The organism is Parabacteroides caecihominis (genome assembly GCF_023656785.1).
GTDB classification, from domain to species: Bacteria; Bacteroidota; Bacteroidia; order Bacteroidales; family Tannerellaceae; genus Parabacteroides; species Parabacteroides segnis.
Genome location: NZ_JAMOKS010000020.1, coordinates 81,606 through 107,828 on the forward strand (window position 1 = coordinate 81,606; position 26,223 = coordinate 107,828).

11 protein-coding genes are annotated in these 26,223 nt (G+C 44.0%); 1 reads left to right on the plus strand and 10 read right to left on the minus strand.

What is annotated here, in order from left to right; genetic code table 11:
• Nucleotides 1-21 precede the first annotated feature (21 nt).
• The 5 genes from NBH14_RS17350 to NBH14_RS17370 form a co-directional block, all read right to left on the minus strand.
• A complete protein-coding gene (locus NBH14_RS17350; RefSeq protein ID WP_250817682.1) occupies nt 22-1,467 on the minus strand; it encodes a glycoside hydrolase family 101 beta sandwich domain-containing protein in 1,446 nt (481 codons plus the stop codon).
• Complete coding sequence (locus NBH14_RS17355; protein WP_250817683.1) at nt 1,433-3,403, minus strand: endo-alpha-N-acetylgalactosaminidase family protein; 1,971 nt, start codon at nt 3,401-3,403, stop codon at nt 1,433-1,435. The genes NBH14_RS17350 and NBH14_RS17355 overlap by 35 nt, the downstream gene beginning before the upstream one ends.
• 170 nt (nt 3,404-3,573) lie before the next feature.
• The gene (locus tag NBH14_RS17360) at nt 3,574-6,744 is read right to left on the minus strand and encodes a glycoside hydrolase family 2 protein (protein ID WP_186960394.1); all 3,171 of its coding nucleotides are present in this window, start codon (nt 6,742-6,744) and stop codon (nt 3,574-3,576) included.
• A gap of 188 nt (nt 6,745-6,932) precedes the next feature.
• The gene (locus NBH14_RS17365) at nt 6,933-9,077 is read right to left on the minus strand and encodes a TIM-barrel domain-containing protein (protein ID WP_250817684.1); all 2,145 of its coding nucleotides are present in this window, start codon (nt 9,075-9,077) and stop codon (nt 6,933-6,935) included.
• 142 nt (nt 9,078-9,219) lie between these two features.
• The gene (locus NBH14_RS17370) at nt 9,220-12,639 is read right to left on the minus strand and encodes a glycoside hydrolase family 2 protein (protein ID WP_186960396.1); all 3,420 of its coding nucleotides are present in this window, start codon (nt 12,637-12,639) and stop codon (nt 9,220-9,222) included.
• Nucleotides 12,640-13,007: 368 nt separating this feature from the next.
• Between NBH14_RS17370 and rbp the strand changes: the two genes are divergently transcribed.
• Nucleotides 13,008-13,253: an RNA-binding regulator gene (gene rbp, locus NBH14_RS17375; protein WP_007653338.1), complete on the plus strand. Its 246-nt coding sequence runs from the start codon at nt 13,008-13,010 to the stop codon at nt 13,251-13,253.
• A gap of 668 nt (nt 13,254-13,921) precedes the next feature.
• Here rbp and NBH14_RS17380 read toward each other — a convergent pair.
• The 5 genes from NBH14_RS17380 to NBH14_RS17400 all read right to left on the minus strand — a co-directional run bounded on the left by NBH14_RS17380 (nt 13,922) and on the right by NBH14_RS17400 (nt 26,196).
• A complete protein-coding gene (locus NBH14_RS17380; RefSeq protein WP_186960397.1) occupies nt 13,922-16,279 on the minus strand; it encodes an ABC transporter permease in 2,358 nt (785 codons plus the stop codon).
• Nucleotides 16,280-16,438: 159 nt separating this feature from the next.
• A complete protein-coding gene (locus NBH14_RS17385) occupies nt 16,439-18,811 on the minus strand; it encodes an ABC transporter permease (protein ID WP_186960398.1) in 2,373 nt (790 codons plus the stop codon).
• Between the two features lie 37 nt (nt 18,812-18,848).
• Entirely contained in the window at nt 18,849-21,221 is a 2,373-nt protein-coding gene (locus tag NBH14_RS17390) for an ABC transporter permease (RefSeq protein ID WP_186960399.1), read from the minus strand.
• A gap of 156 nt (nt 21,222-21,377) precedes the next feature.
• Complete coding sequence (locus tag NBH14_RS17395) at nt 21,378-23,753, minus strand: ABC transporter permease (protein ID WP_186960400.1); 2,376 nt, start codon at nt 23,751-23,753, stop codon at nt 21,378-21,380.
• An 88-nt stretch (nt 23,754-23,841) separates the two neighbouring features.
• Nucleotides 23,842-26,196 carry an ABC transporter permease gene (locus NBH14_RS17400; RefSeq protein ID WP_186960401.1) on the minus strand — a complete coding sequence of 785 codons (2,355 nt, stop codon included), beginning with the start codon at nt 26,194-26,196 and terminating at the stop codon, nt 23,842-23,844.
• Nucleotides 26,197-26,223 lie beyond the last annotated feature (27 nt).

The window sequence follows — 26,223 nt, forward strand, 5'->3', positions numbered from 1 at the left end:
TATGTATAAATTGGTATTATTTTATTGCATAAGTTTTCCTTTAATACCGAAATCATCGATAATCAGCATACCGTTTCCTTGCTTCATAATGGCAATATAAAAGTCTGTACATGAGGGAACCGTAAAGCATACCCGACATTTGCCCGGACGATTCAGATCGTAAGAAAATACAGGAACTTTTTCCGATGGAGAGATTCCAACGACCTTATAAACATCACGAGCGTCTACTTTATAATCGAATTCGATCTCATACGTCTGACCGGGCACAAAACGAATCATGGCCGGAGAGGTTCTGTACACTTCGCCGTTCCGTTCACGCCAGGTTGCTAAAGACCAGTTACCATTAATCGTATTATCGGTATAGATGCCATGCTTTTCAGACAGATGTGTTGTAAAGGCACTGGGTTGGCAAGGGATAAAAGGACCCCATCCTTCATCTACATGCTCAAAGTCTTCGTAGTAATCATATCCTACTTTCTTTGGAGACTGATAAGCGATGACACGTACATCATCAAAGGCGACAACAGACGTATCACCCGAAACAGCAGCACATAAAGATAATGTAACGCTACTTTTACCGGCCGGAACCCGGAAAGGAAGTTTCAAACGCTGCCATGTCGTTTTAAAACGATCGGTATTATCGGTATAATTAAATACGTTACTTTCTTCAATAGAAACCTGTTCATTCTGTTGGCTGCCCGTCTGTATATTTAATGCAGCTCCCTTCCGACCGGTTACATTAACCCACACGGATGCAACATATTCCTTACCAGGAACCAACCCTTCAATCTGCTGGCTCACACTAGCAGCTCCTCCTCCTTTTACAGATAAATAACTTTGACCGTAATCCGTCCTTTCAACAGATACTGCGGCAGCATCCCCTTCCACTTTCCAATGATCGAATGTATGGCTATCAAAACCCATATCTTTAACAAGACTACCTGTACTCCATTCCATTGCCGGCGATGGTTTTGCTTCTTCTTTATATAAAACATAACCGGTTTCCGGCAATGCTTCGATCTCTACTCCACCGTTGCGTACGGGCAGTTTTGCCACAAATGATTTTCCGGTATCTCCCAAGCGATATAACCAAGCATCTGTAACCGATTTCCAGGAAACAGGAAGTAGCCAGGATGTCTTACCGCCTTTTACATTATAATGATATATCTTCTCTTCCGTAGCCGGATTCCAGGGAATAAATACGCTACCGCCGGACATCAGTATCCGGTCGCCTTTACGAATGACAGTTTCCTCTTTTTCATCCCAGTAAGAAGTCAGGCCGTCTGCCAGTACGGCACGAACGGTGTCGAGTTGCATAACCGGATAATGCATCAGATAACGATAAGGCAATTGTTTAGTAAAGAAATTACGTATCACGCCATTAAAATCACGTCCTTTCTGCCATCCCATAAAACCTATCTCGGCCCCCCGGTTATACCCCCCCCAGCAATGCCGGATGTTTAGCATATCCGTCGCGATATTGGTGATGCACAAAACGATGTATCAAGCTCTTAGCCTCAGGATTATAATGAATCCAGGTTGCTTCTTTATCGAAGACATTGGCATCTTCCGTCCAGATCGCCCAACCGTTCTGATTGAAAATCCGGGCAGTCTGATAGGCTAGCCAACGATATTCACGGTACGTATCGAGATAGACGAAAGAGAGATCGGGCACATCTTCCTTCAGCTGATTCAAACGTTTCTCAAAAGTTCCGGCCAGCATATCTGCTTCTTTATTGATAAAGAATGCCTGATCCAGCCAGCTCCAACCGGGCATATCGGTGACGATCTTGTCGTCGAATGCTTTTGCTTCGGGATACGATTCACTATGATTGATATGGACACCGATGTGAGCATTGTATTTGCGGGCTTCTTTGGCGAGGAAGGCCAGGTCGTCTTTACCGCCTGCCCGCTCGTTATAATTGCCGGAATAGTCCGGGTGAGCACTGTCATGTCCTTCACTCTGGTAGCCTTTCAACTCGAGCATTTGTCCGAAGCCGTCGGTTGCCAGATAGAATTTCTTTATGTTATCCAGCTGACGGAGGAAAGGGTATTGAGCGCAACTGGCAAAATTCATCGTAATGGTAGCATATGAATTCTGCAGCTTTTCTACGCCGGAAGGTGCCGGATAGACTTTCTGCAAAGCAACTGCTCCATCTTGCCAGTCTACCTGATTATCCTGATTACAATCATCGGACAGGATTACTTTTATATAAGGCAGTTCAGTCACTTCTCCGTCATGTCCGCGGTAAATCCACTCATTCCCCCATATACCGGTAACAACTTCCCCCGGCAACTGTACCGACTGATATAAAAACTGACGGGTACCATAAATAGAATTACTTTCAAGTGTTGCCACCAACTTATCTGAATTCAACAAAAGAATGGAACCATATTGACAGGTATTATCAACAGCCTTATCCTTTAGCGGATAGAATATATCGGAATGTACATTATCGGCAATAGCCAGAGAGGCATTCGGAGTGGATGCGGAAGCAGATACCAGGTGATGGTCGGGAAAGGCTAGTGTCTTTACTTTAACATCGCCATCTTCTTCGATCTTTTTTACGGAAAGCTGAAATATATTATCGGTTACTTCGCAGCAAACATGTAGTGTAACACCTATTTCTTTTACTTTCAACGTATACAATATACAATCAGCCTCAACTTTACTCGTCACCTTGGGTTGATAATAATCTCCGTTGATCGTGATACCCTTTACGTCAAATAACTGTCCGTTCAACCGAGCCTGATTATCCTTCCACGTATAGGATTGGATAGATGGAAAATCTTTATTCAGCAAGACATCCATTCGGGAAGAAGACAACCTGTAAGCACTTCTCTTTTTGGCAATTTCTTTGCCGGGTTCCGGCAATGCCCGGCAAACGACGTTAGATATTTGCACATTACCTTTATCATGTACACGAAATCCTGTCTGTCCGGATGAAAAAGTAATGTCTGGTATATACTTATGACCAATTTGTTCACCGTCTACATAAACTGTCAATGTACGTCCGACGCAGTTTACTTTGATATGCCTTAAATGATGTGCATATAATTTCGCTATATCGCGCGCAATCTCGATCTTTTCACCCGGTGTTTCCACATACCAAACTGCAAAACCCAAGTTATCCGCAGCCTCGTTGCATCCAACATACACCCAGTCCTTCGCATTCTTATAACGCAATAAGACACCTACCTGGGCTGATGAGTTTTGCGGTAACAGATCAAACTCGACAGTACTGTTTACGGCAGAAAAGTCATTTACCAGAATGAGACTATCCACTTTCGTACTCAACCGATAAACAGATGAAGGGGTCTTCATTCCCCTTTCTACCGGCGATAAGGCAACAGAGGCGACAGAGATCAAACTGAAAACCCCGATTGTAAGTATTTTATTCATGGTATCTACTTGTAATTCCTATATGATATACAATAATCAAATTAACAAAGATAAAAGGTCTATACATATAAAAGAAATATATTCCTGCTCTCTTTTCCACTATATCGTATTTTGCAAACTATTCCACAGATTATGCAAAACACAAAGCAATCGTACTTCTAATAATATGTTTATTCCTCCACGATAGCCACTTTTGAAATAACCAGATCAGGACCATTCTTCAGCTTTGCTTTCAAACGAAGTATTCCGTCGTTTGAATCTTCACGCATAATATGGAGTTTAACCCATGACTCTTCATTCTCTTGTTTTACCAATTCGTAGTCACGACCTTCGAAGACAAGATGCCCCGTGCGTCCTTTCTTATCCTTGTCGACAAAACAAACATATAAGGAACCGATGATTCCCGGAGGACATTGGATCGTCAACTCCATCTCCTTTGCCTGCCATTCGGGAGTTATCTCGTATGTTGTCTTCTTATTGGCAAAAGTTTTATCCTGAGCTGCACAATCTATATACAGTAAAGCATTGCTGAACTCACCGGTAACAGTGCTCTTCAATGGTTCCACATAAGTCAGCATTTTCTGCAAGGAGGCAATATCTTTTTCATACGAAGGATTGAAATCGTCCGAACTCATATAATGCAGGATGCTGTTCTTCAACTGGCGTGCGGCCGGATTCTTTTCATCTCTCAGATCAAAACCGCAGACAAGCAATTTTCCTTTTCCTACTTTCAACTCAAAGATAGAGGCCAGCTTATTATTCCGATGGAAATCATCGACCGGCTGTGCAATCGGCTTATAACTTTCCGGATAGTCGTTTATATAGAAGGCACGGGCATCTTTATAAACGGATTGCCACTGCCAGTCGCTATGTGAATCGGTCGGGAACTGGGCAAACAACGGATGTTTATCGCGAACAATCATACCGATCGTGTTCTTACCCTGTCCGGGGAAGAAAGTCAGCGACCAATACAAAGGGTAAAAACTAATCTTATCGCAGGTTTCTTCCGTCCCTAAAGCAGATGCCTGCAAAAGAACCTTCTCTCCTTTTTCCAAACGTTTCAGGCATTCGGCATCCATCCGGTCGGTGACATACACATCTTCCGCCACAACAGGTTTGTCCGGAGACTTTGCAGACGGATAAACCCAGATATTCCACCGGTTAACTATGGGCCGTCCCTGCAAACCGACCTCAACCGTCAGTTTTTGAGCAGCAGAGATAGAAGAAAGATCACAATTTATTTTACCTCCCAGTTCGGAAGTACCTACAAGCCAACGGCGGGATGCAGTCTTTCCGGAAGCGACCAGATTACTGTTTCCATCTTTAATCTTCCAGTAAAGCCCCTCCTGCAAATCTTCGGTTCCGTAATGTGCCAGCTGCATTTCAGCAGTAAAAGCCTCGTTGTTTTCCCATACATATTTAGGCATACGTAACAAAGGGACTGTCGTATCATGGTATGCACGGAACTGTTCAGGCGTTGTAATGCCTTTGCTGTCATAAAAAACATCCAGCCAACCGATCAACGCTTCGCCCTGTCCCTGATAATCCTGCATGCTAAGCAACTGGATGCCGGCACAGGAAGGTGTACGAAGGAAGGATTCTATTTCATATTTGTACATGATCTGGTTCAGGGCACCGGAAGCTGCAACAAATTCCTCATTCTGCTCCTCGATCCTGTTTTTACGTGCCTGTTCGCGGAACTCTTCTAAGTTACGTGCCTTCAGTACACCTGTATATTTCTTTATCTCCTCCCATTTCGGATAAACCGGCCATTGCCCGATCTCATGCGAAAGAATGGGGATGTCCGAACGTGAATACACATCTTCAAAATCCCAGGCGGTAGAAGCACCACCCCGAAGACCGCGGGTTCCGCCCAGTCCGTCAATATAATGGGTGACCATATATTGATCGAGCGGCATGATCTTACGAGCCGTTGAAGTTGCATACAGGCGACGCGAGTCTTTTTCTTTCAAGGGTTTCATCCACGACTCCATCACTTCGAAATCAGAGTTACCCAACTCGTTACCGATACATTGCATAATGAAAGACGGATGGTTGCCGTAAGCATCGATCATACGGGTTAATTCCTGCTGCACATACCGGTCGGCCGAAGGATTCTTACCCAATCCCTGCGGATGGCCTTTGGTATCCATCTCTTTTCGTTCTTTCTGCTCGACAGACATCCACCAGTCGATCCAAATCGTTTCTGCCTGGATATAAATACCGATCCGGTCGGCCGCGATAAAAGCCGCTTCCGGAGGACACCAGGAATGAAAACGAACATGATTCAGACCGTAGTCTTTATAAATACGGAAAATCTTTTCCCAATCTTCTACCTTACAGGACGGATAACCCGTCAGCGGGAAATGCACGCAATCGAGATTACCACGCAGAAAAACAGGTTTTCCGTTGATAAGAACTTTCGATTTGGATGTCGTCACTTCCCGGAAGCCGAACTCGATTTCACGGGTATCGTATATTTTCTTTTTATCCCGTACGGTAACTTTCAACTGATACAAATGAGGAGTGACATCATTCCATAGCTTGATACGCTCCGGCATAGATGCTTTAAAATTCAGAACATTCGCTCCTTTTTGCAGCAACTGTTCGGTCACTTGTGTAAAAACAACTGCTCCACTCTCACGCTCTGTCAGTTGCCAGGTTATACGTGCATCGACCTTTTTGGATGAAGTATTCATCAAAGTATCCATCAGTTGCAGAGAACAGGGAAAAACCTTGGTAAACACCTGCGGATTAGAGAAATGAACCGGTTCGATCGCCTTCAATTGTATGCGTCCGACAGCTCCGTTCCAGATACTTTGCGTATATTCCGTATAGACATGACCTTTATCACCGATATTATAGATCAGATCATTATTGATACGAATAGTCAACCGATGTTTACCGGGGGATAGATAACCGAGATCATGGTAATGGGGAGTAGACAAAGCATCCTGCACGGATACCTCCTTTCCATCTACAAAAACACGTGATTCCCATAAGACGCGTTCCAGTTCCATCCGAATGCGTTTTCCGTTCCATTCGGATGGAATTTCAATTTCTCTCGAATACCAGGCCGGACCATAGTATTTATAAGCACGGGTCAGGATACCGAAATCGGAACCGGACGTCTTCCCGCCATATTGCGCTTCATCGGTTGTTCCCGGCAAGGCAATCGTTTTATCAAACGAACGGTCCTGCCAGTTTTCTTTCATTCCCTGATCGGCAGGGTCGAGGCTGAACTGCCAGGTTCCTGCCAACGATTGAATATCCTGCGCATGCAGATAGCTTCCAAGAGTTAAAGAAAGTAGTGTTAGTGAAATAGTTTTGCTTAGCTTCATATAAAATTATGTTTCTGATACAGTCTATTAGCCCGGTCACAGTATGATTTACCCGCCAGTTTGTAAGGATAAACCCCAATTCTTTATTCATATCACAGCTGTGAAACAAAAGAAACTCAACTGTGATACAAACGGAATCCAACTGTGAAACAAAAGAAATGCATCTGTGATATGGAAAGAATATACGCTTATTCCGTCATAAACTTGAAATTATATTCACTGAATGACCAAATCTTTTTTCCTTTCGGTTGAACGGCTTTTCCTTTTTTCTTTCCTTTCTTATCAACCGTAACGGTCAGATCGATGCGGGTAAACTCTCCCTTTTCGTAGTTATAGGAACTTCCGTCATCATCATATAAAGAATATGTGCCCGGTTTGTTTCCATAATGCCGTACTTCCAGCGGATATTTCTGATCACCAAATTTCGACATAGCAGGCCAGAGTGGGATAATACCACCGTCTTTTACATATACAGGAATATGGCGGTCAGCCGGGATAACAGTTATGACTTCTCCCTCACCGGCAAACTTTCCGGTGTAAAAATCATACCATTTACCTTGCGGGAGAACGACTTTACGTTCTTTCTCTCCGGCAAACAAAGGAGCGACCAGGATATTCTCGCCGACCATAAACTGGTCTTTCACTTCCCGGCGTACAGCCATCGCATACGGATTCTCAGTTGCATCCAGCTTACCTTCTTCCGTCTGTGCTTCAACAGAATAACCTTCTTCCAGATTCATGGCACGCACCGGAGGTGTTCCGTAGAATGCGTAATCGGCAAAAGCGGTATATAAATAAGGTATCAACTGAATACGCAACAAAGCGATCTCACGAATATCATCTTCTACATCTGCAAAAGTCCATGGTTTCGTTCCGTCCGCCCAGGCATTCAACTGTGCAATAGGCGAAAAACAAACAGTCTGCATCCGTCGAAGCCATTCTTCCGATGTTTTGGAGGAACGAACTTCCGGTGTCCATAACACGCCGATAAAAGAACTGTTTATCAAAGCGGTGATAAAACCGCGATGGTCGTAATAGTCATTATACAGGACATAAGGATAAGCATTCGTTCCCGCATTACCGGCACGTACCTGCCCATAAGTACGCAGATTCTTTTCGCGATACATCTTTACCGTAGCCTGTTGCATCAGCGAACCATACAAGTTACGCAACTGTTCCGCCGGGATACCGGAAGGAAACGTAGCTACATCAGGCCACAACCAGGAATCATAACCATCGTTCTCATCCATCTTATATCCGCTTATTCCCAGGTCGACCTGATGTTTACGGAAGTGATCGGTCATAATTTTACAGGCCTCAGGCATGGAGTAGTCGGGAACCTCACCCAGCCAGACCGTATGAGAACCGGTATAGGGTTTTATTTTATCGTAGACTTCACTATATTTGGATACATACGGATTCATCCAAAGGTTCAACCGTATATTCCGGTCGAGCATCTCTTTGGCAAAGCCGGGAGCATCCGGGAAGCGGGTTTTATCCCATTCATAGGTACAAGGATAAGCTTTGCTATGCCATCCCGGTTCAAGACCAATCACGGAAAGAGGAAATCCGCGTTTCTCAAATTCATCCACCTCTTTCTTTACATCGTTATCGGTAAACAAAGTCGGTGTACGATGCCAGAAACCCAGTCCCCAACGCGGAGGCAAAGCGCCACCACCATTATACAGATTATAACGGCGAACGACATCTTGCATGGTTGGTCCCGCAAAGAAAACCAATTCCACGCCCTGTGCGGGAACCAGGACTTCGATATTGTCGGAATAAGGTTGTGCAGGCCAGGTCGGATCTGTATTACGGTCCTGTTCCTCCGGAGCATTCGGCCCTTTGCGAACGGCCGTTCCTACCCATAAATCTATATAGCGGGCGGAATTGATTAATACACCATATCCGCGGGAAGAGACGAAGAAAGGAACCGGTGCATGGGTACGGCCGTTATCGCTTCCGGTGTAATGATCCATATGCAGCCGCATGATACGGCCCCGTTGTTCGACAGTTTTGAAGTTAAGCCCCAGACCGAATATCTTCTCCCCTTTTTCCAACGGGAAACTGATATACGTTTTGCCATCCCTTAATTCTGTTTTTACATCAGCCGGTGATATAGGTAACCGACCTTCCGCCATCTGCTGCAAGGCTTCTTTCTTCGGAGTTATATCGAGTTCGCTCAGCAGATTGATCTTTTCGGGTGTGCCTACTGAAAGTTTCCATACTCCGGCATATTCATTATTGCCCCATTCTTTGGGGGTTACGTTCGGTTGACTATAGGCTGTCATGACTAAGCCGATAGACGCAAATAATAAGGTAAGTCTTCTCATGGTATTGTTATATACGTATTTACTCCGCAAAATAAGAGTTTTTCCCTAAAAGAACAAATAGACTATATAAGAGAAAAGATGGACAATCATTCGATAATCCATCTTTTAATCTATTTTCAACGTTCACTATTCATAACCTTTTTTACTCTGCATGTAAGGTTATTGTCCCTCCAATCGTATCCCCTGCCTTTAACGGTTTCCTGAACGGAGCATAATAGCTACTCAGGAACATTTCGTTGCCGGCAGTGACGAAATCAGCCACCAGGAAACGGATACGGTCTTTTTCCAACCATGAACGCCAGTGCTGTTTGCCATCAGAAACGGCGGTTACCTTATTGCCTGCGGCATTGGTTAGGCCGGCGTACCAGATATTACGACGGGTAGAGCGGAAATCGTTGCTTCCCAACTCATTGTAATCGAGGCTCCACGACCAGGTGGGCTCCACTCGCGGATTAAGATGCGAGGGTAAACCGGAATAAAACAGGTCTGCCTCTCCTACCGGACGACTGATATGGTCTTCCGGATAAACACTCCACAGGCCATCGCGACGCCAGAATGTTTTATTGAAGGTTGCCGGAGCTTCAAAAACCAATCCCCATTGGCGGGGGTTTACGTCAGCCAGCGCATTAAATGAATAGCTGACAGAAAGTTTTCCGGCCGCGTTGACAGTCAGTTTATAGCTTCCTTCAAATTCTTTATAGCTTCCTTTTACCGTGACAACTACATCGTCACCGACTTTTGCCGCATCGATTTCCGTTGGGTTCCATTCCGTACAAATATCATTAAATAAAGGAGTATTTGCATTATGGTTCGGATAACAACCGCCGCCATTCAGAGGAAGCGCCATCAGCCACGGACCGCCGTTCAGTATCTCCTGCTTTCCCTGTTTCAATGACAGGATTTGTCCGGTCGTGCGGCTCACTTCACAAATAAAGTTTTTACCGGTAATGCGGTAACGGTCACTTGCCTTCTTCAGTTGTGTCGTAAGCGGCTGCAATTCCGGTAATTCATTCTGAACCTGTTTACCTACCGGAATGATATACTCGTCAGCAATGAAACCGCGCGGATCGGTAAAAGAAAGATACAACTCGTTTGCCTGATCCGGATTCATAATCGGAATACGTATCTGACCGCTCTCTCCCGGCTTAATCGAGGCAAAAGAAACTCCTCGTTCATCCCCATATTTCCAGTTGAGTTGCAATTCATTGAAATCAGTATAGGTATATCTGTTTTCCAAATGAATAACCAACTCTTTAGCAGGCGACAACCGGTCTGTTTGCACACGAATCGGACTATATATCTTTTTCATATCCCAATACTCCGGTTTCGGACGACGCCATCCGTCTATCGGTCCCCACGGACCGTAACCCACAGCATCCCCATTCGGCAATTGGAAAATATCGTCGATACCCGACCAGATAGAACCGCCCAGCACGCCATCCGTCTTATACATATTCTCCCAGGTCGGAGACAGTGCCAGCGCCCAGTCGCTACGTACACCGGGATCGGTCACCAACTCGCTGCGGTTGTAAACATTCAGGTGGCAATATTCCCCATACACCATCGGACGGTCGCTCTTGGCGGCAACCTTATATCCGCCCGGTCCGGGATAGTGAATATTGGAAATAGGAGCCGTACTTCCCTGGTTGTTGAAACCACCGTATGCCTGGTCATGGAAAGTATGCGGACGAGTTGGATCGGCTTTCTTCACATACACCTCAACCAGAGCAAACTCCTTGTTCCAATACGACTCGTTGGCAATCGACCAGAAGATAACGGACGGATGATTCCGGTAGAAATGGATTGTCTCCATATTTGCCTGCAAGACATACGGATAATATGTACTATCCTGATAATCGAGTTCTTTCCAGTTCTCATTCGCATGATGACCAATCCAGCAAACAGGCGCTTCCACTTCGACAAACATTCCCAGTTCATCACAGATTTCAAGTAATTCTTCGCAAGGAGGATAATGTGACGTACGGATAAAGTTACAGTTAGCGGCACGATATAATTCCACATCTTTCCGTTCCAGTTCCGGAGTCATGACACGCCCGGTAAGCGGATGCGCTTCATGACGGCAGACGCCTCTCAACTTTACCGGCTTGCCGTTTACCAACAGACGGTTGCCCTGTACTTCTACTTCACGGAAACCGAAACGTTTTTCTATCTGTTCAGTGGTTACGTCCGCATTTCCCAATTCTATTTTCATCGTATATAAATAAGGATGCTCATTATCCCATTTCCGGGGATCGGCCACTTTTCCGGTTAACCAGCCGGTCCAGGTTTGGCCCGGAGACAGTTCCGGAATTGCCTGATCGAGAACAACGGGAAGACCGCCGATAGAAAGACGCGCTGCTATATTCTTCTCCGTCTCCCTTCCGGCATTTGTCACAGCCAGATACACTTTGAGTTCGGCATCCTTATATTGTTCATCCAACTCCGTCACGATACGGAGATCGGAAATATGCACATCGGGTACGGCAAAGAGCGTGACTTTGCGCGTAATACCTCCCAGTTGATGAGCGGCATACTGCGTCAAGCTTCCCAGCATATCAGCCAGCGATTCGCTACGGACCTTCAGTGCTAATCTGTTTTCTCCCGGTTGCAAAGCTGTGGTAGCATCCAACTCAAACGCAGTCATACCTCCCATATGGGTTCCTATCTCTTTTCCGTTCAGCCAGACAATACATTCGCTGGATACACCGTCGAAACGCAACTTCACCTGCTTGCCTTTCCAGTCTGCCGGCAACGTAAAAATAGTCTGATAACCTCCAAAGCCGGCAGAATCGACTTTGAATCCCTGCATCGACCATTGTCCGGGTACGACAATCGGATGCCATCCGTCCGTATCGGCCTTGCGGGTATAAAAATCAGCTTTCGGAGACGGATTAAACTGCCAGGTCCCGTTCAATGAGAGAACCGGATTGTACACGCCCGGCACACTGTACGGAACAGTTGTATAAACCGGAAGATGTTCTTCCACATTCACGGTCGTATCCACCCGGTAACTCTGCGTCTGTGCCAGCGCCAGCTTTTTATCCCCTTCAAACGGAATCGGTTTCTTTGGATTGGATGAATAAAGATTCAATTCCGAAACAATGCCATTCGGTCCTTTCAATACTTCGAAAACCAGTACCAGCTGCCCATAAGCAAATGCCTTTTTCGGCAGGTCGATACGGTAACGCTGTTCCTTCCCTTTTTCAAGAACGACAGGAGCCTGTACCTCGTTTCCATCGGCTACAATCCGTTGCCGGCGCTCGCTATCCGCCAGATAGACTACCTCCAACTGGTAATCCGCCTGTATATCCAAACGGTCGAAAGCATAGATAACAGTCCCTCCGAAATTGCAGGTTCTTGCCGTCATACTTCCTCCCGTTTCATCGGGCATGGTATAATTATCGCCTTTCACCAGAAACGGTTGCTTGCCGTCCACACCACAGTCGTTGGAAGCAACCGGATGCAAGGTCGTTGTTTGTGCGCTCATTGTTACAATCGAAAGTAACAAGATCAAAGTACTCAGAACAGGCCTCCTGTGCCTGGATCGTTCAAGGTTATTCATGCTATATCATATTTAGTATTTCTACTGCAATATTACGAATATATGTCCGCTTTACCCGTATATTTTTCCGATAGAAAAAACGAGAGGATGGAACTAATACCGAATAAACTTATACAAAACGGAATAACGGCATATTACTAAATTAATGGCCTTATTTCATAATAATAATATATTATAGAATAATAAACAAGATATATAGTTCATTATCCGAATTATTTCCGTTCCTTTGCACTAGAAACAATAAGAGATTTATTTCGATCTTACTTTCACATGTATCTCCTCAGTAATAAGCATTGAGTATTTCCATCTCTGATAAAGACCTTCCTAAAGTTTTATTGTTATATTATTAATTTTTTATTTTTATATTTATGAACATGTATATTGGTAACCTTAGCTACAATGTTAAGGAATCAGATTTGAGAGATGTAATGGAAGAGTTCGGAACAGTTGATTCTGTAAAACTTATTGTAGACCGCGATACCAGAAGATCGAAAGGTTTCGCTTTTGTTGAAATGCCGGAAAATGCAGAAGCCTTCAAAGCTATCAACGAATTAAACGGTGCAGAATACGAAGGCCGGGCAATGGTAGTGAAAGAAGCACTTCCAAGAAACTAATTGACTGACATTATATTTATTATATATCAGTAGGAGAAAGGATATTCCATATGGGATATCCTTTTTTTGCGTTTATAGTACAGGGTTTTCTACAAATCAACTATCATACTATCATTCCCTCATGTAAGTATCTATATACAGGCACATTAACCTATGACAGTTACCGCTTTTAACTATCACTAATCTATCATACAACCATCATTTTAACGATATTTTAACCAAAGAACAGTCATTTCAACTCATAAAAAGTACCTGTAACCGTTCGATACCACCTCTTATAATTCGTCGCCCTACTACCTTTTTATCTCAAACCTATGACTTATTTTCATCCGAATACCTATTTTTTGTTGCCGGCATGCCCATTTCGACCTGTTTCACACCCCCATCTCAACGATGCTTACACCCGGGTGTCGAGCATATCAAGACCCGGGTGTCAAGCGACTTATATTACTATCAATCTGATTTTGAACAGTATACTTACTGAAAAGAAGTACTTATCTATCCGTCTTTTCAAGCAGGCTATGATAGTTGCGTGATAGATAAGTGATAGTTAAAAGCGGCAACTATCATAAGACAACACACACATATACAACACATTACATAAACAAATGATAGTATGACAGTTAATTTCAAAAAAACATGGTAGTAAATCTGTTTAGTTGAAATACTTATTGCGCCTTCAAACTATCTACCGGATTGGCATTTGCCGCCCGCCAACTCTGGAATGTGACTGTTCCTATCGTAATGACCAGCACAATTGTCAATGCGGCCAGATATACCCACCAGTACATCGGTGTCTTATAGGCAAAACTTTCCAGCCATTTCTTAATGCCATAGTAGCCGACCGGCGCAGCCAGGGCAAAACAAACTAGTACAATATAAATATATGAACGGTTAAGCATCTTCAGAATTTCACTGTTAGTCGCCCCATGTACCTTACGCACACCGATTTCTTTCCGACGATACTGTGTATCGAATACGACTAATCCGAATACTCCTACAAGCGATATGATTATTGCCAATATGCTAAAGACAGTAATCAGACTACGCAAATTCTCTTCCTTATGATACAAATGATTAAAGATCGTATCATAAAACTGCACATCAAACGGATAGGCCGGATCAATATCCGCCAATGTCTTACGGATATGATTAACAGCAGCATGCACATCGGATCCCGCTTTCAGACGAATATAAGAGACAGACATCGGATATGGCATTTTTGACACCACAAAAGCAATATTGTTCTCTCCGTTGCGAAGAGAGGTAAACTTCACATTTCCGGTAAATCCGATAATACGTCCGGGAACCCATGACTGAAGAATATCTCCCTGTTCCATATTTACCGCCAGTTTGGCTGCCTCATTAAATATATAAACAGGTTCTTCCGATAACTCATCGGACAAAGAGAAATCGCGCCCCTCTTCAACCGGAATACCCATCACCCGGAGGAAATTGGAAGAAGTCATGATCATAAAAAATTGAAACTCCTTTTGCTTCAAAACAGCTCCATTGGTACTGTAACCATCTTTTGAAGCCACTTTTTCCATGGCAAAGGCAACATCCTCGATATCCGGAAATTCCTTCAACCGGTTTACATATGTCTCATGATGTTTGTTATAAAGTTCTCCGCTTAATTCCACAATAGCGATCTGATCCTTATCGAAACCAAGCGAGAAACTACGCATATAATCATTTTGTAACTGCACAAAGCTAGCCCCGATAATCAACAGGATAGAAACTATAAATTGTACACTGACCAAAATGGTACGCAGTTTACGACCGGACGGAGAAAGTCCGAAACTGCCTTTCAGCACCAGTGCTGGCGGAAAAGAGGTTACATACCAGGAAGGATATAATCCGGCGACCACTCCGGTCAGCAATGCCACCCCACCCGTAATCAAAATAATCGGCAGATTCTTCAGGATACTCAAATCAGCTTCCACAAAAGGTAAAGCGGTTGCCCTGCCAAGCATCCAGACCAGAACCAAACTGATCGACCAGGCTATAAGACTGACAATAGCAGCCTCCGCCAGCAAAGCGTTTCGTAATAATCTATCAGAACTGCCCAGTACCTTTTGGGTGTTGATACTCTTAATACGAAGAGGTGTCAGGGCCGTACTGAAGTTGGTAAAATTGATAGCAGCTACGATAATGATCAATAAAGCGATAAAAAATAACAACAAGGTCACTTCGTTATTTCCACTGCGGAAAATCATTCCGTCCTGGCTTTCATTCAGATAATAAATAGCTGTGAGAGGGGTAAGTTTAAGCTGTTGGCCTTTATTTCCTATTTTAGTAAAATCAAAATTTGCATTGAAGTTATCAACCACATCCTGTGCAGATTCCGCTTTATCCAGCAACACATAACAGGCAAAATTACTCGCCCCAAAATTATCCCGCTGAAAAGTCGGTCCGATAGCCGTATAGATCAGATTCCTCATCTGGGTGTTCCCGGGGAAATCTTTATAAACGGCACCTACGGTATATTCACGGTTATCTTTGGTCTGTACATTCTCTTCGGCATGCAACATTTTACCTACAGCCGGTTGGTCTCCAAAAATTTTTCGAGCTATGCTTTCAGGTAAAATGAGCTTATCGGGATCTTTCAAACAATCGATATCTCCTTCCAATATAGGGAAATCAAAGACACGGGTAATCTCAGGGTTACAAGTATATACCGGTTCGCGGTAACCAACCTTCTCTCCATTCTCCATAACGGAAAAATAAATAGCCGGATTATAAGGATAGATCAACGACCCGGCTTCAATATGCGGGGATGACTGGATAACAGTTTCTACAAATCCACGAGGTAAAATAAGACCGAATGTACCGGGAGTTTCCAACTCCACTCTGAAAACTCTTTCCGCCGTCGGATGGCAACGATCAAAACTACGTTCATAATTTACCTGTATCAGAATAACGATAAAGGCTGCAAATGCAACAGCCAGTCCCGCCACATTCAAAAAGGTTGCCATCTTGAACCTACGCAGTACGCTTAAAAAGTTTCTTAGTATTGTTTTCATTATCATATATGTTTGCTTTGGTAATTCAAATTACATGCCAAAGCAACAACACACAGAATAACAGAATATTAGCCCAACCATCAGAAAAGAACAATGTCTAATAATTAGACAATGCTGTCAAATTATTAGACATTGAAACAGATTCTATGTAAAACGCTGTTACTCCGACTTCAAACTATCCACCGGGTTAGCATTAGCTGCCTGCCAGCTCTGGTAAGTCACCGTACCGACAGTAATAGTCAGTACAATAATCAAAGCCAGCGGATAGACCCACCAAAACATTGGTGTCTTATAGGCAAAACTCTCCAGCCACTTACTGATCCCATAATAACCAACCGGTACTGCCAGCACAAAGCAAATCAAGACAATATAAATATAGGAACTGTTCAGCATCTTCAAAACCTCACCGATAGTCGCACCATGCACCTTTCGGAGACCGATTTCTTTCCGGCGATATTGTGTATCGAATACCACCAGATTAAAGACACCCACAAGTGAAATAATGATCGCCAAAAGGCTGAATACCGTGATCAGGCTACGCAAATTCTCTTCCTTATGATATAATTCGTTGAACACAGCATCATAAAACTCGATCTCGACCGGATAAGCCGGATCTATATCAGCCAGTGTTTTATAAATATGTGAAACGGTTGCATCGACATCTGCCCCGGCTTTCAGGCGTATATAAGAAGTAGTTAGCGGATAAGGCAGTTTCCCTGTCACAAAACCGATATTACTTTCTCCCTCTCGAAGCGAAGTAAACTTGACATTGCCTGTCAACCCGACAATATCACCCGAAGCCCACGAATCCATTTTATCCCCCACTTCCATGCCTACTTCCTGTTTTGCCGTACAATTAAAAATGTAAGAAGGCGTTTCAGCCATTTCATCGGCCGGATAAAAGTCACGCCCCTCTTCTACCGGGATTCCCATCACACGCAGGAAATTTGCGGAAACAAAGATCATAAAGAAGTGGAAATCATTTTCCTTGACAGAACCGCTGTTCGTACTGTAACCATCCTGCGAACCGACCTTCTCCAGAGAAAAAGCCACATCTTCGATACCGGAAAATTCCTTCAGGCGATTAACATAGGTCTCATGAGAATTAATATACAGGTCACTGCTCAAAGGAACGATCGCGATCTGATCTTTATCAAATCCCAGCGAATAACCACGCATATATTTATTCTGCAAATGAACAAAACAAGCACTGATAATTAATAAAATAGATACCACATATTGGATACCGATCAACACCGTACGTAATTTGCGTCCCGACGGTGAAAGCCCGAAACTTCCTTTCAGCACCAGGGCCGGAGGAAAGGAGGTCACGTACCAGGAAGGATATAATCCGGCCAGTATGCCGGTAACCAATGCGATAACACCGGTCAATAAGACAATCGGCAGGTTATCTATTATACTCAAATCGGCCTCTATAAACGGCATGGTACCGGTCGTAGCCAGCACATGCACAATGAACAGGCTCGCCAGCCAGGCCACCAGACTGGTTATAGCAGCTTCGGCCAATAAAGCCCGACGTAATACGCAATCCGGACTGCCTAACACTTTCTGGGTATTGATACTCCTGATACGCATCGGCGTCAACGAAGTATTGAAATTCGTAAAATTGATGGCAGCCACTATAATGATCAGTAAGGCAATAAAAAAAAGCAGCCAGGTCACTTCTTTATTACCGCTGCGGAAAATCGTACCATCCTGGCTTTCATTCATATAATAAATGTCCGTAAGAGGCGTCAACTTTATCTGTACCTTCCCACTTCCCAACTTGGAAAAGTCGAAGTTCGCATTGAAGTTGTCCGTAACAAGCCGCGCCGATTCCGGATTATCCAGTAAAAGGAAACATATAAAACTACTGGATCCGAAATTCTCCCGCATAGTATTATCGATACCCGTATAAATAAGGTTACGAATCTGCGTATTTTCCGGGAAGTCTTTATAAACGGCTCCGACAGTAAAATTCCTTACATTCTTGCTCATTATTTGCTCTTCAGCATGTAATGCCTTACCTACAGCCGACTGTTTTCCAAACATCTTACGAGCCATACTTTCCGGTAAGATCAGTTTCTCAGGATCGTTCAGGCAATCGATATCTCCTTCGATGATCGGGAAATCGAATACATGGGTCAGTGCCGGATGGCAAGTCTGAATCAATTCATGATAGCCTTCCCGTTCGCCGTTCTCCGTCACCGTAAAATAGATGGCCGGACTATAAGGAAAAATCAGGCTACCAGCCTCGATATGGGGAGATGATCCTATTACAGCCTCAATCAATCCTCGCGGAAGAATACGGGAAAATGTCCCGGCCTCCGCTTCTATCTCCTCACCACTCAATTCCACCCGGTAAATACGGTCGGCCGTCGGATGGCAACGATCGAAATTACGTTCGAAGCTGATCTGTATCATAATAATGATAAAGGTTGCAAAAGCAACGGCCAACCCCGCAACATTCAGGAAAGCGGCCAGACTGAAACGGCGCAGCACGCTGAAAAAGTTCCTTAATATTGTCTTCATATCAGTTTGTTTTTACGGCATCCATTCCAAAGCCGGATTATTCCGACTTTATACTTTCCACCGGATTCGAATTTGCTACCTGCCAGTTCTGGTAAGTAACGGTTATAAAAGTAATGGCCGAAACAATAACAAAGGCTGCCGGAAATACCCACCAATAGATCGGAGTACGGTAAGCAAAGTTCTCCAACCAGCGATATACGCCATAGAACGCAACCGGAGCCGACAGCACAAAACAGATCAACAGGATCAACAGATAACTTTTGTTGAACATAAACAGTATCTCCGAGGTAGAAGAACCCAATACTTTCCGTACCGCCACTTCCTTACGCTTATGCTCGCTTTCAAAAACGACCAGGCCAAAAACACCGACAACAGAGATAAATATGGCTATCAGACTGAACAAGGTTATCAGGTTACTTATCTTCAACTCCTTGTCGTACGTATGTTGCAACACCTCATTGTAAAAAGAGACTTTAAACGGATAGACCGGATCGATCTTGCCCAACGATGCTTTTACATGTTCCATGGCAGCCCACAGGTCGCTACCGGCCTTTACTTTGATATAAGCTGCACTGTAATACCGGATTCCGTCATTTCCTTTCCAATACTTTCCACCGATGTAAAAAGCCATTGGCGACACTTCGTTACGGAAAGAAGCAAACTTGATATTAGGAATAATTCCGGCAATCTCTTCGCCTTCGACCGATTCACCCACCACAAGATCATACATATCGCGTGCCTTTTCATTAAATATATACGTTCCTTTATCTTTCAGATCATCTTCCGGCCGGAAATCACGGCCATCGATTACATTTATTCCCATGACATGCAGAAAACTCGGGGAAACCGGGATACATTGAAAATCGATAGGTTTGTCGTTATAATTCCGTCCCCAGCCCATATAATAGTCCCGGCTCGACAATATCTGGTCGGCACACGTGATAGCTTCTATTCCTGAAAATGTTTTTATTTCACTTTCCAGCACACTCAGGTTTTTATTGATCTTACTGTTCAGCTCGACAACGATCAGTTCGTCCTTATCATATCCAAGCGGCGCACTTTGCATATAATGGTTTTGCAGGAACATGAACAGAGAACCGATGATCAGGATAAAAGATGCAATAAACTGAATACTGACCAATGTACTCCGCAGCACACGTCCTTTAGGCGACAACCCAAAACTCCCTTTCAGCACCAGGGCCGGCGGAAAAGAGGTGATGTAACAAGCCGGATAAGCCCCTGCCAACACACCGACTAGCAGGGCAATGATCCCTGTGACACCGATAATTTTCCATTGCACCACCAAAGACATATCGGCATCCACCAAAGAAGCAATAAACGAATCTTCAGCCAGATGCAATACGACCAGTGAAATCAGGAATGCCACGAAACTGATAATGACAGCCTCTCCCAATAAACTCAGCCGTAGCAGGCTATCCGGACTACCGAGCACCTTCTGCGTATTGATGCTCTTAATGCGCATCGGCGTCAATGCCGTACTGAAGTTCGTAAAATTGATACCGGCAATCAACAGGATTATGAAAGCGATGGCAAACAACACCTGTACTGTCTGACGACTGGCTTTCGGCATCGAATCGTAAGAAGCGTTGGTCAGGAAATGTAATTGGGTAAGCGGAGTGATATGCAGGTCGATCTTATCCCTTTCCCAATCCAGATCAGAACCGGCCATTTTTGTCTTATCGAAATTCTTTTTGAAGTTTTCCTTCACATCTTCCGCATTTGCCGGATCATCCATACGGAAAAAGAAAAAATAATTACTGTTACCCCACTCATCATAATTTTCCTTCGGATCCATCTGGAGGTAAATGATATTGCGGACAGAAGAATTACGGGGAAAATCTTTAAAAACACCGTTGACGATCGCGACTACCTTTCCCGATGTCCCACCCATCAACTGTTTACCGATAGCCGATTCATTACCGAACAGGCGATTAGCAATGCTTTCGGGAATCATGGCCGACTTCGGTTGCTCCAGCGCCGTTTCATCGCCTTCCACCATATCGAAATGGAAAACACGGGTAAAGTCGGGGGTTACCGTCGCTACCGGGTCCTGATAATTTTGTATCTCACCGTTTCGTTCGACACTGTAAAACCGGTCGGAAGTCCACAATGTCATAAGAGTTCCGGCCTTGATATGAGGCGACGATTCTGTAAAAGCCCTTGCCAGAGGACGACTCATAACGGCTACCAGTTCTCCCTGATATTGCATATCCATCCGATAGATCGCTTCTGATTCCGGCTGGCAGGAATCGAACGTATAATCATAACTTACCTGCATCATGATCACCATAAATGCGGCGAAAGCAATGCTTAATCCCAGAATATTCAACAAAGTCGCCATCCTGAAACGGCGGAGTACACTGATAAAGTTTCGTAATATCGTTTTCATATTGACCTCTTTTTATCCAATTCGTTCAAATAACATGCCAAAACGATAACTCTTTATCTATCAAGAACATTTGGCTCACGCCTTAAAAATGAATGTCTAATAATTAGACAGTCGTGTCAAATTATTAGACATTCATAAAGGAAAATAACTTCCCGGTCACTCCGACTTTATGCTCTCCACCGGATTTGAATTAGCGACATGCCAGTTCTGAAAAGTTACGGTTATAAAGGTGATGACCGAAACAATAATAAAGGCTGCCAGAAATACCCACCAGTACATCGGCGTGCGATAAGCAAAGTTTTCCAGCCAACGATATACACCATAGAAAGCCACAGGAGCCGACAAGATAAAACAAATAACCAGAATAATCAGATAACTCCTGTTGAACAACACCAATATTTGCGGAGTGGACGATCCCAATACTTTGCGGACAGCCACCTCTTTACGTCTGTATTCACTCTCAAACACCACCAGTCCGAAGACTCCCACTATGGAGATTAAGATCGCAATGACACTGAACAGGGTGATCAGGTTACTGATCTTCAGTTCCTTCACATAAGTACGTTGTAATATCTCGTCATAAAAAGATACTTTAAAAGGATAAACCGGATCGATCTTCTTTAATGAAGCCTGAATATGTTTCATTGCCGCACGCAAATCACTGCCGGCCTTTACCCTGACATAGGCTGCTGCATAATATTTACTGTCGACTTCCCCTCCCCAATAGTATTTTCCCCAGACATAGAAAGTCATCGGTGAAACTTCATTGCGGAAAGAAGCAAACTTGATATTAGGCATAAAACCAATAATCTCGCCACCGTCAATCTTATCCCCCAGTTCCAGATCGTACATCTCACGGGCCTTCTCATTAAATATATAGCATCCCGTATCTTTCAGGTCATCTTCTTGGCGAAAATCACGTCCGTCGGTCACTTTAATCCCCATTACACGAAGGAAAGAAGGAGACACCGGGATACATTGGAAGTTAATATCCTTATCTTTATACTCGCGTCCCCAGCCCATATAGAAGTCCCGGCTCGATAAAACCTGTTCGGCAAAAGTGATATCTTCAATCCCGGAGAATGTTTTTACCTCACTCGCCAATACATCCTGGCTCTTATTCACCTTACCGTTCAACTCCATCACGATCAATTCGTCCTTGTCATATCCAAGCGGTGTATTCTGCATAAACCGGTTTTGCAAAAACATGAACAGGGAACTGATAATCAGAATAAATGAAGCAATAAACTGGATACTGACCAATGTACTTCTGAGCAACCTCCCTTTTGGAGACAGTCCGAAACTGCCTTTCAGTACCAGTGCCGGCGGAAAAGAGGTAATATAACAGGCCGGATAAAGACCTGCCAACACACCGACAGCCACAGCAATAACCGCCGTAGTAATAATAACTCCCGACTGTGCCGAAAAAGCCATGTCGGCATCCACCAAAGAGGCTATAAAAGTCTTACCGGCTATAAACAACATCCCCAACGAAATCAGATAAGCCACCGCACTGACGATAATCGCCTCCGCCAGTAAACTCAAACGAAGCACACTATCCGGACTTCCCAGCACCTTTTGCGTATTGATACTTTTAATACGCATCGGTGTCAATGCCGTACTGAAATTGGTAAAGTTGATACCCGCAATCAGTAAGATGACAAAAGCTATGGCAAACAAGACACGCACTGTCTGACGGCTGGCCTTCGGCATTGAGTCGAAAGAGACATTTTCCAGGAAATGTAACTCGGGAAGCGGTGTGATACGCAGGTCAATACCATCTTTCTCCCAGTCAAAATCCTTACCGAACTGTTGGGATGCATCAAAATTCTTCATAAAGTTTTCTTTCACATCCTTCGTATTGGCAGGATCATCCATTCGGAAAAAGAAGAAATAATTCTGATTACTCCAAGTATCGTAGTTTTCTTTCGGATGCATCTGCCGGTAGATAATATTCCGGATAGAAGAGTTAAGGGGAAAATCTTTAAAGACGCCGCTTATTGTTGCGACCGTACTTCCCGTCTCCACATTCATCAGCCGTTTTCCTATAGCCGACTCGTCTCCGAACAGGCGACGCGCCATACTTTCAGGGATGATGGCAGTCTCCGGCTGATCCAGTGCCGTTTCATCTCCTTCCAGCATATTGAAATGAAAGACACGGGTAATCCCGGGCGAAGCATTCACGACCGGATCCTGAAAATTCAGCCTCTCCCCTTGCCGTTCGACACTATAAAAAAGTTCGGAATTCCACGACGCCATAATCATGCCGGCCTTAATATGGGGCGATGACTCTGTAAAGCCTCTTGCAAAAGGACGGCTGAAAACGGCACTCGCTTTTCCCTGAAAATCCATGTCCATCCGGTAGATTGCATCTGCTTCCGGCTGGCAGGAATCGAACGTGTAGTCATAATTCACCTGCATCATAATCACCATAAAAGCAGCAAAAGCGATGCTTAGTCCAAATACATTCAGCAACATCGCCATTTTGAAACGGCGAAGCACGCTGATAAAGTTTCTTAAAATAGTTTTCATATCAATTGAATTATTACTCCGATTTAAGGCTGTTCACCAAACAACTTTTTAATAAATACGTAATAATTTCAGAAATGTTGCATGATTGCTATTCTGTTTTTATACTTTCTACCGGATTTTCATTGGCAGTCTTCCAGTTCTGGAAAGTAACCGTCAGGAATGTTATAACGGAAACGACTACAAAAGCGACCGCATATACCCACCAATACATCGGAATCTTATAGGCAAAATAAACCATCCAGCGGTTCACCCCATAATAGGCAACCGGTATTGCCAGAACGAAACAGACAATCAGGATACGGACATAAACTTTATTGAACATAAGCAATATCTGCGAAGTGGTAGCACCATGAACTTTCCGGAGACCGATCTCTTTCTTTCTGTATTCGCTCTCAAAAATAACCAGTCCCAACACACCGACAACCGATATAAACACGGCTATCAGGCTGAATAAAGAGATCAGCCACCCGATACTCAGTTCCCGCTTATAGAGATTATTCAATATCGTATCATAAAACCTGATCTCGGCCGGGAAATTCTTATCTATCGAAGTCAAGGCTTTCCTGATCGAAGCCACTGCATCCCGGATATCCGCCCCCGCCTTTATTTTGATATAGGCATACCTCGGCCGATACCCAGCCGCAGGCGAAACATAAAAAGCCATCGGTGCCACTTCCGTACGGAACGAAGCATATTTAATATCATCTATAAACCCGGCAATCAAGGCGGGAGGAGCCTCATACCATTCATTTCCCGTGATATATTCACCGGCAACCAGATCATATTGCAATCTGGCCGCTTCGTTAAACAGGTAAACGCCCCCAACCGATTTACTGTCTTCCTGAAGGAAATCCCGTCCCGAAATAACTGGAATGTTCATCAGCCTAAGAAAATCAGGTGAAACGACAAACACTTTGAACTGTACGTTATTCTCCCTGTAACCACGGCCAAAGTCGGTATATTCATCACTTGCCGAAAGTAAATCTTCCGCAAAAGAAACTTCCTGCACAGAGACTTCCTGCTCTAATCGATTTTCCACGGCCTCTATATTTTTAATCAACTGGCCGTTCAATTCCACAATAGCCACATGCTCCTTATCGAAACCTAAAGAAGAGGCCAGCATGTAATGATTCTGCAAGTAAATAAACAAGGCGGCGATAATCAGAGCAAAAGAGATGACATACTGGAAAGAGACCAACAAACTCCTCATCCTTTTACCGGAAGGAGACAATCCAAACGATCCTTTCAAAACCAAGGCAGGAGAAAACGACGTTATATGCCAGGCAGGATATGCTCCGGCCAGCAGGCCGGTAAGAGCTGCCAGTATTCCCGCCCCTATCAATAAAGGAATATTGGCTTCCAATGAAAGTTCTCCACTGATCATATCTGCCAGCCAGGTATTAGCCATCCCTTTAACAATAAACAAGGAAAGGATGAAAGAAAACAGACAGATCGCTACCGCTTCAACCAACATGGCACAACGCAACGTATTATCCGATCCTCCCAGAACCTTTTGTGTATTGATACTTCGGATACGCATGGGAACAAGTGCATTGCTGAAATTCGTAAAATTAATCCCGGCAATGACAACGATCAATACAGCGATGGTAAACAACACGAATACCATCGTTTTATTACCTTTGTCTTTCTGTGAATCAAAACGGGCATCTGCCTCATAATAAATATCGGTCAGTTGGGTCAGTCTCACATCTTTCGTTTTCCAATCATAATATTCATGGTTGAAATGATTCTTGAAGTCAGCAATTATCTGGTCTTTTTTACCGGGATCATCCAGTAACACATATAACTGGTAGCCGTTGGCATTCCAATTATCCTGATTCTCCTTTTCACCGATTCTCCTGTATACGGCATTTTGTACCACTGAATTTTGAGGAAAATCCTTATATACGCCACCCACAACAAAAGATAACTTATCGGCTGTCAACTGTTTGCCGACAGCCGGTTCATCTCCGAAAAACTTTTCAGCCTGGCTCTGTGCTATCAAAACATACCCCGGATTATCCAGGCTTTCTATCTTCCCCTCCAGCATCTGAAAGTCGAAAACAGAGGCATATTCAGGAGTTATTGCATTTACCGGACACCAGAAACTCGTTTCATCCGTATCATTTCCCCTTTTTAATGCAAGCTGACTACCCCAGGAAGAAAGTAATGCTCCCGTCTCTATATGGGGAGACGATTGAACGAAAGCCTCTGCAAAAGGGGGAGAAACAACCACCTGGTTCCCCCAATCCGGAGTATAAAGTCCTACCCGGTAAATCCGTTCTGCATTCTTTTGGAACCTGTCGAACCCCCAGTCATATTGTAACTGGATCATTAAAATTATAAAGGCAGCAAAGGCTATACTTAAACCCATCACATTCAATAGAGTCGCCATTTTAAAACGACGGACAACTCCTAATAAATTCCTGATAATTGTTTTCATGATAGTATCTGTACTAAGTTTATAAAT

What these genes read in the sequence shown, in the direction of transcription:
- NBH14_RS17350 (WP_250817682.1), bottom strand. Translation starts at nt 1,467, where the DNA reads ATGCTAAACATCCGGCATTGCTGGGGGGGGTATAACCGGGGGGCCGAG.
- NBH14_RS17355 (WP_250817683.1), bottom strand. Translation starts at nt 3,403, where the DNA reads ATGAATAAAATACTTACAATCGGGGTTTTCAGTTTGATCTCTGTCGCC.
- NBH14_RS17360 (WP_186960394.1), bottom strand. Translation starts at nt 6,744, where the DNA reads ATGAAGCTAAGCAAAACTATTTCACTAACACTACTTTCTTTAACTCTT.
- NBH14_RS17365 (WP_250817684.1), bottom strand. Translation starts at nt 9,077, where the DNA reads ATGAGAAGACTTACCTTATTATTTGCGTCTATCGGCTTAGTCATGACA.
- NBH14_RS17370 (WP_186960396.1), bottom strand. Translation starts at nt 12,639, where the DNA reads ATGAATAACCTTGAACGATCCAGGCACAGGAGGCCTGTTCTGAGTACT.
- rbp (WP_007653338.1), top strand. Translation starts at nt 13,008, where the DNA reads ATGAACATGTATATTGGTAACCTTAGCTACAATGTTAAGGAATCAGAT.
- NBH14_RS17380 (WP_186960397.1), bottom strand. Translation starts at nt 16,279, where the DNA reads ATGAAAACAATACTAAGAAACTTTTTAAGCGTACTGCGTAGGTTCAAG.
- NBH14_RS17385 (WP_186960398.1), bottom strand. Translation starts at nt 18,811, where the DNA reads ATGAAGACAATATTAAGGAACTTTTTCAGCGTGCTGCGCCGTTTCAGT.
- NBH14_RS17390 (WP_186960399.1), bottom strand. Translation starts at nt 21,221, where the DNA reads ATGAAAACGATATTACGAAACTTTATCAGTGTACTCCGCCGTTTCAGG.
- NBH14_RS17395 (WP_186960400.1), bottom strand. Translation starts at nt 23,753, where the DNA reads ATGAAAACTATTTTAAGAAACTTTATCAGCGTGCTTCGCCGTTTCAAA.
- NBH14_RS17400 (WP_186960401.1), bottom strand. Translation starts at nt 26,196, where the DNA reads ATGAAAACAATTATCAGGAATTTATTAGGAGTTGTCCGTCGTTTTAAA.